The 15,726-nt window shown below is 45.6% G+C and carries 12 protein-coding genes and 1 tRNA gene; 7 read left to right on the top strand and 6 right to left on the bottom strand.

Going from position 1 to position 15,726, the window contains the following annotated elements; translation table 11 throughout:
- Positions 1–8 precede the first annotated feature (8 nt).
- Positions 9–992 carry a beta-ketoacyl-ACP synthase III gene (locus PseudUWO310_RS06965; protein ID WP_142600004.1) on the top strand — a complete coding sequence of 328 codons (984 nt, stop codon included), beginning with the start codon at positions 9–11 and terminating at the stop codon, positions 990–992.
- Here the strand turns inward: PseudUWO310_RS06965 and PseudUWO310_RS06960 are convergent.
- From PseudUWO310_RS06960 to PseudUWO310_RS23890, 5 genes are all read right to left on the bottom strand, one after another.
- The gene (locus PseudUWO310_RS06960; RefSeq protein ID WP_142600003.1) at positions 989–2,002 is read right to left on the bottom strand and encodes a hypothetical protein; all 1,014 of its coding nucleotides are present in this window, start codon (positions 2,000–2,002) and stop codon (positions 989–991) included. The two genes, PseudUWO310_RS06965 and PseudUWO310_RS06960, sit on opposite strands and share 4 nt — an antisense overlap.
- Before the next feature lie 532 nt (positions 2,003–2,534).
- The gene (locus tag PseudUWO310_RS06955) at positions 2,535–3,401 is read right to left on the bottom strand and encodes an alpha/beta fold hydrolase (RefSeq protein ID WP_142600002.1); all 867 of its coding nucleotides are present in this window, start codon (positions 3,399–3,401) and stop codon (positions 2,535–2,537) included.
- 239 nt (positions 3,402–3,640) lie between these two features.
- Positions 3,641–4,375 carry a phosphoadenylyl-sulfate reductase gene (locus tag PseudUWO310_RS06950; protein ID WP_142600001.1) on the bottom strand — a complete coding sequence of 245 codons (735 nt, stop codon included), beginning with the start codon at positions 4,373–4,375 and terminating at the stop codon, positions 3,641–3,643.
- Between the two features lie 288 nt (positions 4,376–4,663).
- Positions 4,664–5,911: an adenylate/guanylate cyclase domain-containing protein gene (locus PseudUWO310_RS06945; RefSeq protein WP_142600000.1), complete on the bottom strand. Its 1,248-nt coding sequence runs from the start codon at positions 5,909–5,911 to the stop codon at positions 4,664–4,666.
- A gap of 220 nt (positions 5,912–6,131) precedes the next feature.
- Positions 6,132–6,293: a hypothetical protein gene (locus PseudUWO310_RS23890; protein ID WP_411729018.1), complete on the bottom strand. Its 162-nt coding sequence runs from the start codon at positions 6,291–6,293 to the stop codon at positions 6,132–6,134.
- Positions 6,294–6,758: 465 nt separating this feature from the next.
- Here PseudUWO310_RS23890 and PseudUWO310_RS23575 point away from each other — a divergent pair, with 465 nt between their 5' ends.
- The 6 genes from PseudUWO310_RS23575 to xerC all read left to right on the top strand — a co-directional run bounded on the left by PseudUWO310_RS23575 (position 6,759) and on the right by xerC (position 15,023).
- Positions 6,759–8,330 (top strand): D-alanyl-lipoteichoic acid biosynthesis protein DltD, encoded by a 1,572-nt coding sequence (locus tag PseudUWO310_RS23575; RefSeq protein WP_411729017.1) that lies wholly within the window; start codon positions 6,759–6,761, stop codon positions 8,328–8,330.
- Between the two features lie 298 nt (positions 8,331–8,628).
- Positions 8,629–10,641 (top strand): GspE/PulE family protein, encoded by a 2,013-nt coding sequence (locus tag PseudUWO310_RS06935; RefSeq protein WP_142599998.1) that lies wholly within the window; start codon positions 8,629–8,631, stop codon positions 10,639–10,641.
- A gap of 184 nt (positions 10,642–10,825) precedes the next feature.
- Positions 10,826–11,980 carry a type IV pilus twitching motility protein PilT gene (locus PseudUWO310_RS06930; protein WP_040690013.1) on the top strand — a complete coding sequence of 385 codons (1,155 nt, stop codon included), beginning with the start codon at positions 10,826–10,828 and terminating at the stop codon, positions 11,978–11,980.
- Between the two features lie 43 nt (positions 11,981–12,023).
- Positions 12,024–13,232 (top strand): type II secretion system F family protein, encoded by a 1,209-nt coding sequence (locus PseudUWO310_RS06925; RefSeq protein WP_142599997.1) that lies wholly within the window; start codon positions 12,024–12,026, stop codon positions 13,230–13,232.
- A gap of 490 nt (positions 13,233–13,722) precedes the next feature.
- A tRNA-Thr gene (locus tag PseudUWO310_RS06920) sits at positions 13,723–13,794 on the top strand.
- 107 nt (positions 13,795–13,901) lie between these two features.
- Complete coding sequence (gene xerC, locus PseudUWO310_RS06915; RefSeq protein ID WP_142599996.1) at positions 13,902–15,023, top strand: tyrosine recombinase XerC; 1,122 nt, start codon at positions 13,902–13,904, stop codon at positions 15,021–15,023.
- A gap of 487 nt (positions 15,024–15,510) precedes the next feature.
- Here the strand turns inward: xerC and PseudUWO310_RS22790 are convergent, their stop codons facing one another.
- On the bottom strand, positions 15,511–15,681 hold the full coding sequence (locus tag PseudUWO310_RS22790; protein WP_190315937.1) for a hypothetical protein: 171 nt from the start codon (positions 15,679–15,681) through the stop codon (positions 15,511–15,513).
- Positions 15,682–15,726: the final 45 nt, after the last annotated feature.

Below are 15,726 nucleotides of genomic sequence, written 5' to 3'. Positions count from 1 at the left end.
TACAGCACATGACTAATACTGCATCTTCTCTCCTTGGAGTCCGTTTTATTGGTAGCGGTTCTGCCGTTCCCGATCGCGTACTTACTAATCACGACCTCGCGCAGATGGTGGACACTAACGACGAGTGGATTAGCTCGCGCACGGGCATCCGAGAAAGGCATATTGCCGATGGAGAGGAGGATTCGGTCGCAAGTCTTGCCTCGAAAGCTGGTCAAAAGGCGATCGCCGCCGCAGGACTGACCCCACAGGATATTGACCTGATTATTTTGTCAACCTCGACCAGTGATGATTTATTCGGTACAGCAGGACGAGTCCAAAAGCTTTTAGGTGCTGAGCGTGCGGTCGCCTTCGATCTGGTCGCCGCCTGTTCAGGCTTTGTCTTCGGCTTAGTCACCGCATCCCAATATATTCATACAGGGACTTACAAAAACATTTTACTCATTGGGGCGGATGTGCTCTCTCGGTGGGTGGACTGGCAAGATCGCCGCACTTGTATTTTATTTGGCGATGGGGCGGGGGCAGTTTTGTTGCAAGCGAGCAGCCAAAATAAACCCGAAAATAACCTGCTCGGCTTTGAGATGCGGAGCGATGGCAAGGGTAATGAATTTCTCAATATTAATTATTTGGGACGCAGTACCTTTGAACCGATCAGTATGAACGGGCAAGAGGTCTATCGGTTTGCCGTGCGCCAAGTGCCTGAGGTGATCGAAAAGTCCCTGCATTATGCCCAGCTTGAGGTTAACGATCTCGATTGGCTGATTTTGCATCAAGCCAATCAACGCATTATTGATGCCGTAGTCAATCGGTTTGGCATCGATCCCGCTAAGGCGGTCAGCAATATGGGTAAATATGGCAATACTTCCGCCGCATCGATTCCGATCGCCCTTGATGAATGGGTGCAGTCGGGTAAAATTCAGCCCAACCATCTAATTGCGATCGCGGGTTTTGGCGCGGGCTTAAGCTGGGGTTCCGCCGTTTTCCGTTGGGGCTAGACCTTCAGGCGATTTTTGGGGATCCATTTGCTCAGCCCTTCTAAATGATCGCGCCAAGTCACACAGTCGCGAATATCTTCGGGCAAGAGGCTTGCCATATATTGCAATTGAGCCATCGAAAGTGGCGATCGCCCACAGAAAAAGGGATGTTTGGGCTTGCGGCTGCAATAGCCAAAGAAGATAGCCGAGCGCTCGAATTTCGTTGGGGGCTTACCGCGATGGTAATATCGGGCTGTATCTACAAAAATCACCGTACCTGCTTTGCCCACGCAGCTTTGATACCAATTGTCTTGGAGATGGGGCGGTAACATTTCGATAACTTCATGGTGTAGGGCGGTCTTGTACCGACGCAGGGATTTAGCGCTCAGTCGCTCACTGAGGATGTGATTGGCTTCAGGGGTAACGCATTCAAAAGGACCGCCATCGGCATTGACATCATTGATATAGACCCCAACTTTAATCATTTGCCAATCTTCTTTATCGCGATGCCATTTGCGGGGTCCCGCTTCCCGACAATCGGGAAGACTGTAGTAATAGGACAGACCATCATAGGCAACGGGCAATTTGAGGTAGTTCTCAACGATTCTCAAAATTTTGGCATCTGCGCCCCATAAGAACAGTTCGGGATAGCGCATAATCTGCTCGGCATCGATATTTAACGTATGCTTGCCACTGTAAAGGGGTAACTGAGCCTTGTCTTTGAGTTCCTGTGAGATATGTTGAGCTGCGGTAAAAAAGCGATCGCTATCAGGAATCGCCAAATCTTCTAAGGTTGAGACAGATATCCCATACTGTTCTAGGTCGCGAACAATTTTTTGTTCTTCATCTGTCGGACGATTTAGTAAGGGTCGATAGGATTGAATAAATTGCTGATAGCGCGGATAGAGAATTTTTTGCTCGATAATGGCAAGATTGCTAATAAATAGGGCAATATCCGATGGGGCGCTGAGCGCTCGTTGCCATAATTTCTCAATAGTTTGATATGCCTGAGATATAACTATTTGGTGCATCTGCATAAAACCTATAAAACTATTTGCATTCCTAACTCGGCAAGTCTCAGACGATCTAGAGGACTTATGAATTTACCAAAAGTTGCGACTCCTAAGTGACTGGACATAATCAAAACCCAAAAAGCTGTAGCGCACGCTGCGCGTGCGCTACAGCTTTTTGGGTTTTATATTTAATTGTGCCCAGATCCTTATAGCAATCCTCAATGAATTGAGAGAGGCTTCGACCTCGCTCAGCCAGAGGGATACGATGGCTGAGCGAGGTCGAAGCCCTATTTTTCCATGTATTTTTTCCATAAATAATTTAGGACTGCTCTATATAATCTTTGGGCTAGAGAATACCCCGCCATTAGTCCTAAATTTCTTGTTTAATTATTAGAACTAAATCAGCTACCAATTATTTACGGGAGTCTCGGCGCTTACCATTGCATGGTAGCCCATATTTATTGCCATGAAGGTTTTGTAGAGGACATAAACCCCAAAAGATTAGTTGCGGCGCTTCGCGCCGCAACTAATCTTTTGAGGTCGGAGCGGTTTACGCTGCTAGCCAATTTAAAATTTCCGCATTTACGCGCTCGGGATTGTCATCATGGGCGCAATGTCCCAGTCCTTCTAAATATATGAGGGTGGCATTTGGTGCGTATTGGACTAGCCGCTTACCTTCTGATGGCGGAATGAGCCGATCGCTACTTCCCCACAAAATTAATAGGGGGGCTTGCAGTTGGGTGAGGGCTTGGGTCAAGCTGGGCGAATAATCGGGTTGATTCAGACTGCGATTGAGGCGGAGAAAAGCCTCGGCAGCTTGGCGATCGCGGGCAGGCTTAGCAATAATTTCTACTAAGCGATCGTCAACGCGATGGCGATTGCTATAGACGATTCCTTTGAGAATTAGGCGAATGATCCATGGCTGACGGATCAAATGAAATAGCGGTTTGACAAGGATAGCCGAAACGATCGCCTTCACGGCTCGTTCGATCGGTTGCAAGAACTTGGGAACCATAGCGTTAAAAGCAGCGATATCTGGCAAGCTAATGGTCACGACCCCTGAAGCAATTTCAGGATGATGGCTGGCAGCGATCGCTGCCACCAGAGCGCCGATGGAATTGCCCACGATCGTCATGGGGACTTTAATAAATTTTTGCCAAAACCCTAAAACCTGCTCTACCCACAAATGGATCGAATAGTTGATGGGGGGCTTCTCCGAGCCACCAAAGCCTAAGAGGTCGATGGCATATACTGTATAGCTTTCTGACAATGCGGGAATATTGCTGCGCCAGTGATCGATCGCCGCCCCAAATCCGTGAATTAAGAGGATCGGTGGCTTAGTGGGATCGGCATTAAATGCTCGGCGAAATCCATAGCGCGATTGCCAGCCTCGAAAATACCAATCGCGATATTGCATTACCGTAACTCTCTACATATAAAGACTTGAGAAACCATTTAAGACTTCACTAGATCCCCCCAGCCCCCCTTAAAAAGGGGGGAGAATTAAATTCTTCCCCCTTTTTAAGGGGGATTGAGGGGGATCTCTTAGAGTTTTTGACCGCAGAAAGTAATTCTTAAATGGTTTCTTAGGATCACTTCTTGCAGCACGAGTTGCTGCACTTCCTTCCATCGATGGGAAGCTTGCGGGGTGAGCATTTAGCCCTTAGCGCGAACTAAGCGACCATCGCTAGTAACATGGAGTCCGCATTCTTGGTTGCTCATTTCCCACCACCAGCGACCAGCACGCAGATCTTCGCCTGCTTGGATCGCTCTGGTGCAGGGAGCACAACCGATGCTGGGGAAATTTTGGTCGTGCAGAGCGTTGTAGGGAACATCGTTCTGATGGATATATTCCCAAACCTGTTCGTTTGACCAGTCGATCAGCGGATTGATCTTCGCAATTTGGCGATCGCCATCTAGCTCAACGGTTTCCATGGTCGAACGATTAGCGGTTTGATCGCGGCGCAAACCTGTAATCCATGCATCAAGCCCTTGCGTAGCGCGTCCGAGGGGTTCGACCTTACGGACATAACAGCATTGTTTGCGGCTCTCAACACTGTCATAAAACAAATTAATGCCTTTGGTGCTGACCATTTGCTCCACGGCTTCAGCCTGTGGAAACATGATTCGCAATTGGAGTTGAGGATATTTTTGTTGTACCTTCGCGATTACTTCGTAGGTTTCCCCATTTAATCTTCCCGTATCAAGAGAAAATACATGGGCATCGGGTTTGATTTTGGCGATCATGTCGATTAATGCGACATCTTCTGCACCAAAACTAGAGGCAAGCGAGATTTTTTCATAGTTACCCAGAGCCCATGCGAGGACTTCTTGAGGACTTTTGCCCTTGAGCTGAGCGGCTGCGTTGTCGATATCGGTTTGGAGGGTCATTATTTACTTGATGAATCATGACTTAGAGATACTAATGTTATTATGCCCTACGCCCAAGTTCGCTAAATATACCAAAGATGAGTGATGGCGCTTCGCGCCATCACCCATGGTGTTTTATAGCTGCCGCCAGTCTTGTTATACCAATTCCCAAAATGGCGTTGCCATTTTGGGAATCTCAAAACCTGACTGGGTTTGGTGTTTATAGCTGCCGCCAACTGTATCAGGACATAAACAAAGAGAGTTGCCGCGCTCCGCGCGGCAACTCTCTTTGGGGGTTTATATTTGCGCCTAGCTACTTAAAACGTAGGTAGTCATTGCGCCTTTTCCCTTGATCTCTACCCGATCGCGGACTTCAAAATGATAGCGATCGCGCAGATATTGATAGGTAGTTTCGGAGACCTGAATACAGCCTGCAATCCCGTGTGATTCCATCCGACTAGCCGTATTCACCGTATCGCCCCAAAGATCGTAGGTAAATTTTTTGATCCCGATTACCCCCGCGACAACTGGCCCTGAGCTAATCCCGATCCGAATTTTGAGATTTTGTTGATACTCGCGATTAAAAGTCGCTAATTCTGACTGCATGGCGATCGCCATTTCGAGGCTTGCTTGGGCGTGATCTCTATGGGCAAAGGGGATACCCGCTACAGCCATATAAGCATCACCGATCGTCTTAATTTTCTCTAAGCCATACCTCTCTGCAAGGACATCAAAACGGGAAAAAATTTGATTGAGAAAGGTAACTACTTCTTCGGGGGGAAATTTTTCGGCAAATACAGTAAAGCCTACGATATCGGCAAACAGGACGCTTACATCCTGAAAATTATCGGCAATGAGATTGGATTCTAACTTCAGGCGATCGGAAATAGATTGCGGCAAAATGTTTAATAAAAGGCGTTCTGAGCGTTCTTTTTGCTCCTCTAGCTCCTTGCGAGCGATAAATTCCCGCTCCTGTAGCTGCTCGTATAGATAAACAGATAAATCCCCCATTACACAGATCCAACCAACAAATAGAAAGATCAGGGAAATTGGCATCTCCAGCTTACCTGCAACTAATAAGGGCGACCTTGTAAAGATGTCACTCACACCATCGCCAAACAAAAAGGTAACGAGCAGAAAGTAGCTGCCTACGGTAATCGCCTGAACTGCAAAATGGAGTCGCCAACATACTGGGACGATCGTGACCTGAGCTACAAAAACCAATACCCAAGGAATGAAAAAAGGGGTTTCAATACCTGTTAAGGAGACATGAATTTGGGTTGTTAAGTTGATCGTAAGGGGAATAAATAAAAAGATGGGATAAATTAAATTTTTAGCAAAGGGCGATCGCAACAGCCAAAAAGAACCGATCAGGAGCGCCTCGATCCCCAAATCTAGGGCGACGCTGATATGAGTATTGAGGGGAGATTGACCTTTGCGGCTGACCACCATCTGCCAAATCATAAAACTGAAAATACAAATCGACGACATCACCGTCACAATTTGCAGCCGCTTGCGCATAAATTGCGATCGCCACCGAATATACTCAGCATTCATGGGAATTTGCCTGTGATTTGTTTGTAAGTTTGTGTGGTTATGAAGTCGCCATGCTAACCTTGTAGCAAATTTTTCATCCCGCCGATCCCTTCAATAACCTATGGACATAACATCCTTAGATGCTAATCCACTAGATGCTAAATCACTAGATGCTAAATCACTAGATGCTAAATCACTAGATAGATCCCTAATGCCCCTCAGCATAGATGCGATCGCTGACTCAGAAACGAATGTAGCCATCCATACCGAGCAATTGCCCAGTTCGCTTGAGGATCGCTCGGCAAATGATCCTTTGCCGAGCGATTTTCACTCGGCAAACGATCGCTCGAGTGAAAATCGCTCGAGTGAAAATCGCTCGAGTGAAAATCGCTCGAGTGAAAATCGCTCGAGTGAAAATCGCTCGAGTGAAAATCGCTTGAGTGAAAAGAGTCTTGCTCTAGTAAATGAGACCAATGGCATCCTAACCGAAGAATTGGCGGGGATCGAACTCTCCCATACCAAGCAAAAAGGTGACTGCCTATACCTTTACAGCCAAGATCCCGAAGTGAATTGTGCCACGCAGATCTTAGAGGCGATCGCTCCTAGCACCCAAGATCTGGCAAGTTCGGTTCTATTTGCGGAAGGGATCCGTCGCCTTAAACTCCATGGCAATGCTTGGGCTTTGGGGTTAGATTTGCCGATCTCCGATGGCGCGATCGTGGCAACGGAAATTATCGCGAACCTGCTCGCCACCTTCCGCCATGATCAACAGTCCCCCAAGCTCGCTCAAGCAAAATTAAAGTTGTTATTACAAGACAACTGTCTGAACTTACTCTGCGAAACGAAGATTAATATTTTGCAAGCCGAGATGGCTTTGCCTGTACTCAATGCTTTGCGAGCGGTTCGTGCCGCCGAATATTTTCAAGCGGTAACAGTTTCTAGTCGAGTCATTGGCACAAAAAAACCTAGTTGGTCCTTTGAAATCGATCTGCTGGCGATCGGCTCCCAAAATCCTCAACTCGAAATAATTGAGGAAGATAATAGCCTCACCCTCGACAGCTCCGATCAAGAAGAGGTTAGTGACGAGGAATCAAGGAATCCGTCATTTAGCGATCGCCTAAATGCTCGGCTCATGGGAGTCGGACGGATGGTCTTTGGATTGAAGTGGCTGGGACAAACGACCCCACAGACGAATCCACAGACGACCCCACAGACGTTGTCTCTACCGACATGTATTGCTAGTTTTGTGATTGGCTTGGGATTGACGATCGCCCTTGATCGTACCCTCAGCCGTTATGAACCACCCGATCCATCTATTAAATTTGCGATCGCCGATACTAAGATCGATGTCCAAGGCGATCGACCGGCTAGCGCTCCTGCCAAAGAAACTGCGAATAAACCCGCCCTCAATTTTAATATTGCTCTTTTTAATGAGAAATTAGCGTTGCTAGATTGGCAAACTACTAACAAACGGCGATCGCCAGATATTTTAATTGTCGGTAGCTCTAGAGCATTGCGCGGTATCGAACCCAACGTTTTAGAAAAAGCCTTAATCAATAGAGGCTTTAAAGATATCAGCGTTTTCAACCTTGGTATTGATGGCGCAACAGCCAAGGTCGTAAACCTCCAAATCACCCAAATCCTAGCGCGTCCTCAACTACCGCGAGCGATCGTTTGGGCAGATGGTTTGCGGGCTTTTAATAGCAGTCGCAGTGACATTACCTACGACGAAATCACCGCATCATCAGGCTATAAACAATTGCAGGAAAGCCTCAAAGCTAGCGGACTTAACTCCGAGCCACTCTCCAATCAAAATGTGGCGATCGCCAAATCGTTAAACCCCATCTCCCAGTCCCTTGATGCGCTATTCACGACCCTACCCAAGAGGCAAGAAATTCGGACTTCCCTAGTGAAGAAATTCGATCGCAATACCCATATGCTCAGCAACAGCGAAGCCCTAATCGCTTCTACTTTACCCAGTACGGCTACTGCGCTTGACTCCAAAGGCTTTGTGGCATTTGATGTCACCTTTGACCCCAACACCTATTTCCAAAAGTTCCCCCAAGTTCCTGGAGACTACGACCTCGACTATCGCAACTTTGATACCACGGGTTCACAATTCGAGGCTTTTGCCAATGTCGTTGATTTTTGCCGCCGCAATGATATCGAGCTTATCGTCGTGAATATGCCCCTCCATGCCACCTATCTTGATAACATTCGCACGCGGTATGAAGCAACTTTTAACGGGCGGATGCAAGAACTTGCCCTGCGAGAAAGTTTTACCTATCTCGACCTTTCACACCAAATTCAAAATCAAGCCGAGCTTTTCTCCGACCCCAGCCATTTAAATCAAAAAGGCGCGATCGCGATTTCTCAACTGCTCGCCCAAAACCCGAAAATTTCTTGGCAAAATATCCTTAATAATAAACCGAAGAGATGATAGTGTCGGCGTTTCACGCCGACACTATCATCTCTTCGGTTGGGATTTGTCCTAACTAACGTTAAATATAAAACCCTAAAACCTGCGGCGCAGGCTGCGCGTCCGCCGCAGGTTTTAGATCTGGATTTTAATTATGTTCAGCTACTCAGCTGATAAAACTATTTTTTGTAAAACTATGAAGCACTTGTGCTATTTTTCCCAATATAGTTATGCAAAAAGCTATGATCGCCTTACATTGCTTTGCGATCGCAAAGATTTAATCTCAATTGGGTAATGAACTCTTAGGAAATCTTGGGCTATGAATACATCAGATCAAGCGCCAACCACCGCCGCAAGCAGAAATAAGACCAAAGCTCTTGCCAAACGGGGAGGTCGAACTCCCTTCGAGAGCAAACTGATTCAAGCAGGACATGCCACCTCCGACCAGTTCGATCGCGCTGTCAAAGATAGCCAAGAACAAAATGTGCCATTTCTCAACGTCCTAGAGCAAATTCTGGGGCAGCAACTCGCCCCCGACATTACCCGCTATTACAAACGCCAACAACTTTTTGAATTACGGGTACTTTACGGCATCGAACCGATCGATCCCGATGTTGAAATTGACAAATTTGATATTGGTAACCTCAGTGTTTTACTTGACTCCAATATCATCCCCATATCCACCTGCCGAGACTGCGAGATCCTGCCCCTAGTTAAGACAGAAAACAGCATCACACTTGCCGTAGTTGCGCCTGACAGCTATAAAGTCCAAAATGAGATCGCGCGTCTCATTAAAAACATGACAATCGTTAAGCGTGTGATTGCCCGTGAGGATTTTCATCGCACCTTTGACAATATCGTGCAGTTTCAAGTCAATAAGAGTGCCAAGTCGGAAGGAGCGATCAGCGATGAAGATCTACAGGTCAAAGATGATGTCTTTGGCGAAGATATTGCCGATACCGATCAAGGCGATGAACTAATGGTTGGGGGTGAAAATTCCGCCCCAATCATCAGCCTCGTTGATAAAATTCTTGTCAAAGCTCTTAAAGAAGGATGTTCCGACATTCACATCGAACCACAGGAAAAGGATCTCTGCGTCCGTCTGCGGAAGGATGGCGTACTACGCGAATACTTCTTCCTCAGCGAAAATAAGCGCTTACCGAAAAATATTATCAACGCCGTCATTTCTCGCTTCAAAATTATCTCCAACCTGAACATCGCCGAAAAACGCGTTCCCCAAGACGGTAAGCTCAAACGAAACTTCCAAGGTCGGCGGGTTGACTTCCGCGTCAATACTTGCCCCACCCAAAACGGGGAAAAGGTATGTCTGCGGATTTTGGATAACTCCAATACCCAGCTCGGACTCAACAAATTGATCAGCGATCCCGAAAGCCTTGCCCTCATGCAAAGCTTTGCCCAAAGACCCTATGGATTAATTCTCGTAACTGGACCGACAGGTTCGGGTAAAACCACTACCCTCTATTCAACCCTTGCGGAATGTAACGATCCTGGCATTAACATTAGTACTGCCGAAGATCCCGTTGAATATAACTTACCTGGATTGACCCAATGCCAAGTGCTGCGGGAAAAAGGGATGACCTTTGCCAGTATTCTCCGCGCTTTTTTACGGCAAGATCCCGATGTCATCCTCGTCGGAGAAACCCGCGATGCAGAGACCGCCAAAACAGCGATCGAGGCAGCTTTAACGGGGCACTTAGTACTGACCACCTTGCATACCAATGATGCACCTAGCTGTATCGCCCGTCTCGAAGAAATGGGTGTCGAGCCATTTATGGCAAGTACCGCCATTATCGGTGTACTCGCCCAGCGTCTCGTTCGCAAAGTGTGCGACAACTGCCGTATCCCCTACAACCCATCCCAAGAGGAACTAGATCGTTTCGGTTTACCCAGTAGCGACCTTGAGAAAACCTTCTACCGTGCCAACATCGTCAATCGCGAAGCTATGCTTCCTGGTCAACGAGTCTGTCCAAAATGCAATGGCTCTGGGTACAAGGGCAGAGCAGGTGTATACGAGATCATGAAAATGACCGAGCGCTTGCAAAGTGCGATTAACAAAGGCGCAACCACTGAAGTCATCAAGGAAATTGCTGTACAGGAAGGCATGAAAACCTTGATGGCCTATGCTTTTGACTTGGTCAGAACTGGCGCGACCACCTTAGATGAGGTGCTGCGGGTTGTCTATACCGATAAAGGTCGAGAAGCCGAAGAACGCGCCCGTCGAGGCAAAGGATTGGAATGTGATAATTGCGACGCAATGCTCACGCCCGAGACCGTTGAATGTCCGTACTGCACCACGCCTAGAACTTTCTAAAAAACTGCGCTTGAAGCCTTTTGTAAAGCACTTGTGAAGCATTTGCGAAACATTTGCAAAGCACGGGGCTTCAAGCATGGGAATTTTCTAGTTTTTAAAATCTGATGCAAAGGCAGATTTTAGGGGATATATAGGGAAACATGCACTTATTAGGATTAGATCAGGAGAATCGCCCACTATGGTAATGGACTACATCATCGAAGACTTGATGGAAGAGGTCGTAGAGCGTAAGGGTTCTGACCTTCACATTTCCGCAGGACTTCCTCCTTATATTCGTATCAACGGGCATCTCACCCGTACCGATCGCGATCCGCTCACTCCTGAAGAATGTCAGCGCTTAATTTTTGCGATGCTCAACAACAATCAACGCAAAACGCTCGAACAAAGCTGGGAATTAGACTGCTCCTACGGAGTCAAGGGATTGGCAAGGTTTCGTGTCAATGTTTACAAAGATCGCGGCACCTATGCAGCTTGTCTGCGGGCGCTTTCATCGAAAATCCCCGACATGGATGATCTGAACTTGCCACCGATCGTCCGCGAACTTAGCGAAAAACCACGCGGACTAGTTCTGGTTACGGGTCCTACAGGTTCGGGAAAAACAACGACCCTCGCGGCAATGATCCAAACGATCAATAAAACCCGCGCTGAGCATATTCTCACCGTTGAAGATCCCATCGAATTTGTTTATGAATCCGTAAAAAGCGTGATCCACCAACGGCAGGTTGGGGAAGATACCAAAACCTTTGCCAATGCCCTCAAAGCGGCATTAAGGGAAGATCCCGATGTAATTCTCGTTGGGGAAATGCGTGACCTAGAAACCATTCAACTAGCCGTCTCGGCTGCTGAAACAGGACATCTCGTATTTGGTACATTGCATACTAGCTCTGCATCCCAAACCGTCGATCGCATGGTGGATGTATTTCCCCCAGAACAACAAGGGCAGATTCGCGTCCAGTTGTCTAACTCTCTCGTCGCCGTATTGAGCCAAACTCTCGTTCCCCGCCATAATCCCCAACCAGGACAGTTTGGGCGGGTAATGGCGCAGGAAATCATGGTAGTTACACCTGCTATTTCCAACCTCATCCGTGAGGGTAAAACTGCCCAGATGTATGGTTTTATCCAAACTGGGGGGAAAGAATCCATGCAAACCCTTGAATCGGTATTAGCAAGGTTATACATGGATGGGGATATTAGCTTTGAAGCCGCCATGTCCAAGACTTCGCGTCCTGAAGAACTATTGCGCGTAGTGGGACCCAATCCTGCCCCTGTAATGAAACGCAAAACAACGGGAGATCTGCGATCGCAAGACATGATCAAATCGCGATCGATCAGTGGCTAGACGACAATTTTCTACCCATAATTCCTATTAAAGAGGTGCAATCATGGCGAAGTTTCAGGGGAATCTCAAAGATTCTAAAGGTAAATCCGTACAGCAAACAATGGTTGCTGAATCGGTCAAAGAGGCTCGCGATACTTGGAGACAAAAAGGATTTGTAGTTCAAGATATCAAAGAGGTAAAGGGGGGCTTTAGTTTTGCCGCCCTTACCATGAAAAAGGTAACGGTTAAAGACTTAGCTCTATTTTCCCGACAGTTAGCAACCTTGGTCAATGCTGGTGTATCGATGGTGCGAGGCTTGGGAGTCATGTGCGACCAATGCTCCAATCCCACTCTCAAGGTAGCATTAACGGAAGTTCTCGATGACGTACAGCAAGGTACCAACTTTTCCGATGCTCTGCGTAAGCATCCTAAGGTGTTTGATAAGTTATACTGCGCGATGGTACAGGCTGGGGAAGCTGGTGGGGTGTTAGATGATGTATTATCCCGTCTGGCGACATTGCTCGAAGACTCCGCACGTCTCACCAATCAAATTAAATCCGCGATGACCTATCCGATCGTAGTTTCATCGATCGCCGTGATCATCTTCTTAGCGATGTGTATTTTCATCATTCCTGTATTTGATGGTGTATTTAAAAGCTTAGGCGGTGAGTTACCTGCATTTACCCAAATATTGGTAAATATCAGTAATTTTTTAAAGAGTGAGAAGATATTTATCATTCCCGCCCTATTTTTTGCGATTACCTTCGTTTACAACCGCGTTTATGCAACCCCTGCGGGCAAGCTCTACCTTGATGGCGTTTTCTTGAAATTGCCTTTGTTTGGTGACTTGGTGGTTAAAACTGCTGTGGCAAGATTTGCGCGTACCTTTGGCTCTCTTTCTAAGGCAGGTGTGCCTATTCTGGCATCCCTCGAAATTACCGCTGAAACGGCGGGAAATCTGGTGATCTCTAACGCGATCGAGTCCGCCAGAAATGCAGTTAGAGAAGGCGGTCAAATTGCACCTGCTATGGAAAAGACTGAGGTCTTTCCCGTTATGGCTTTGCAAATGGTTAGCATTGGCGAAGAAACGGGTGAAATCGATAAGATGCTGATGAAAGTCGCTGACTTTTATGAGAATGAAGTCGAAGAGGCGGTGAAAGCTCTGACCAGTTTAATGGAACCCTTGATGATCGTCGTCTTAGGCGGCATGGTGGGTTCGATTATCGTTGGGATGTACTTACCGATCTTCTCGATTATGGACAAGATCAAATAACTTCCAAAGAGGCGGCGCTAATCTCCTGCTTTTTGAAACTTTTTATATCCCCAAAAGAGGATCACGGTACAAATCACCGTGACCCTCTTTTTTTGTTATTTCTATAGCTCTACAGTCACTTGACGTAGGACAAATCAAACCCCAAGAATTGACTGGCAGCGCTTCGCGCCGCCAGTCAATTCTTGGGGTTTATGTCCTAATACACTTGGCGACAGCTATAAATGTCAGTTCGGATTAAGTTGGCAAATTTCAAAAGCCCAAAAGTAAAAGCCTTGCTAAGCAAGGCTTTTACTTTTGGGCTTTGCGAAAGGGTTTGCGTAGCTAGAGAAGAGTATGACAGTGCGAAACGCCAACCTTCTTTTTTTTGATTTTTTGATTTTGTCCCAGCATAACTGGCTATAGCTGCATATCAAAAATCACGAAAAAATATTTTGGTAAGTGTTGCTAAAAATGTCCATCATTATGTAATAATAACAAAGCGTTAAAAAACGCCCTCATGGCTCAGGGGTAGAGCATTCCCTTGGTAAGGGAAAGGTCACGGGTTCAAATCCCGTTGAGGGCTTAGGTTTTGCGGCTTAATAGGTATCATAAACCCTAAAAAAGTCGCAATAAAAGCCGCAATAACCTTTTCTTGTATCTCTTAACTACTCTTTAGATGGTTAAGATGATATGTCTACGTTTAATAATAATGGCACTATTGCCTTGAGTTTCGAGTACAAAGGTAAAAGATTTGTACTGAGTGGTTTAGGATCATACAGCGATACTAAGCAGCTAGAGCAGGTCAAGCAAACCGAGCTACGCATCAAGGTAGACCGCAAAGCTAACAATTTTCCTTTTACTGACAACGAATCAGTAAAGCTGTTTTATTTTCCTAGCTCAGAAGATCGTCAACAAATGATCGCTAGGACTATTGCAACTGAACGTAGAATAGAAAAAGAAAGAATCGATCTCAGACCTCAACTTATTGCGGATCTACAAACTAGACTAGCTAAGCGCTACTCAGCTTCAGAATACAGCTTGTTAAATAAGCTAGAAAGCTATAGAGCAAAGATTACTGATACTAAAGAAGCACAAGCGTTTATCACATCTCTCAATAACGCTGGTAAGACATCAAACAACACTGTTAAACGTTATCTGAACTGTCTAAAAGCTATTTCAGATGTTTTTCGAGATATCTCTGTAGATACCGTTGAGGCAATCAAAGAAAAACCGTTTACTAGAGAAGAAGTTGCACTCATCCTAAACTGGTTTAAGTCATCCAAATACTATAACCATTATCATGATTATGTCATGTGTTTGTTTTTGACTGGCATGAGAACCAATGAGGTTACGGGCTTGCAGTGGAAACATATCGACTGGAATACCGATACTCTTATCATTTGCTCAGCACTAGCTAAATCAGGTACGGGTAATGAAAAAATTCGGAAAACCACTAAAACAGGTAAGATCCGCTATTTTCCTATGTCTAACGGTTTATTGGCTATGATGAAAGCTAGATATGAGACTAGCAATAAACATCCTGAATCTTTAGTTTTTCCTAGTCCAACTGGTAAACCGATTGATGACCACAATTTTACTCAGCGTATTTGGCATAAAGCTCTTGAGTCACTAAATATCGAATATCGTACTCAGTACAACACGCGCCATACATTTATTAGTCACTTCTTAGATCAAACTAAAGACTTTGCTAAATGTGCAATGTTAACGCATGGTCACATGACCGCAGTAGGAACGCTCATGAAGCACTACGCAAATTTAGTTAATCGGATTGAAGTTCCAGAAATGTTTTAGCCTAATCAGATAAAGACTCACCAGAATCAAAACTAGTGAGTCTTTTATTTTATCGATCGCACTAAACGCACTGTATAAATATTGAGTCAATATACCTACACTAGCCTCAACCTTTTCTTCTACGGGCTTGCTTTCTGTGCTATATTAGTGTGCTATAGAGAAACGCAATGCAACGAGCAAAGTGAACGGGCTATCAAGCTCTTAATACCGACCTGTTAAAGAGTTACAGGTGGCTGTAAAAGCAAGTGGTACATAGTTTTCTCTAATCTCACGACTGAGATGCAAACCTGCTCTTAGTGGTTGTTGGCTAACGGTGCTGACAATGAAGAGATTATTATAAAGTTTTCAGTATCAACTACAAGATTTCATCATAGAAAAGTAGTAGGCAAAGACCAGTATAAAAGTCTCCCTACGAGATATACAACTACCAGAATAATAACCCAGAAGAACTATGCAAGTTATTGCATAGTTTTTTTGTTTTTAGTTCCTAGTTTTTACCTATTTCTATTAGTTTTTTAGTGATTATATCCCTAGCAATAGCAGCTTTTGGGACTAATGTTTGGCTTGCTAGCTGCTCAAGCTTTTCTGTAAACTCTTCATCCAAGTAAACACTAAGTAATTTTGCATTTCGTAATACCGATTTTCTACCTCTTGCCATCATCAACCATCCTATTTCTTTTATATCTTTATTATATCATTTTAT

The sequence above is a fragment of the Pseudanabaena sp. UWO310 genome (assembly GCF_006861605.1).
Lineage (GTDB): Bacteria > Cyanobacteriota > Cyanobacteriia > Pseudanabaenales > Pseudanabaenaceae > Pseudanabaena.
This window is presented reverse-complemented; position numbering and strand designations above follow the sequence as displayed.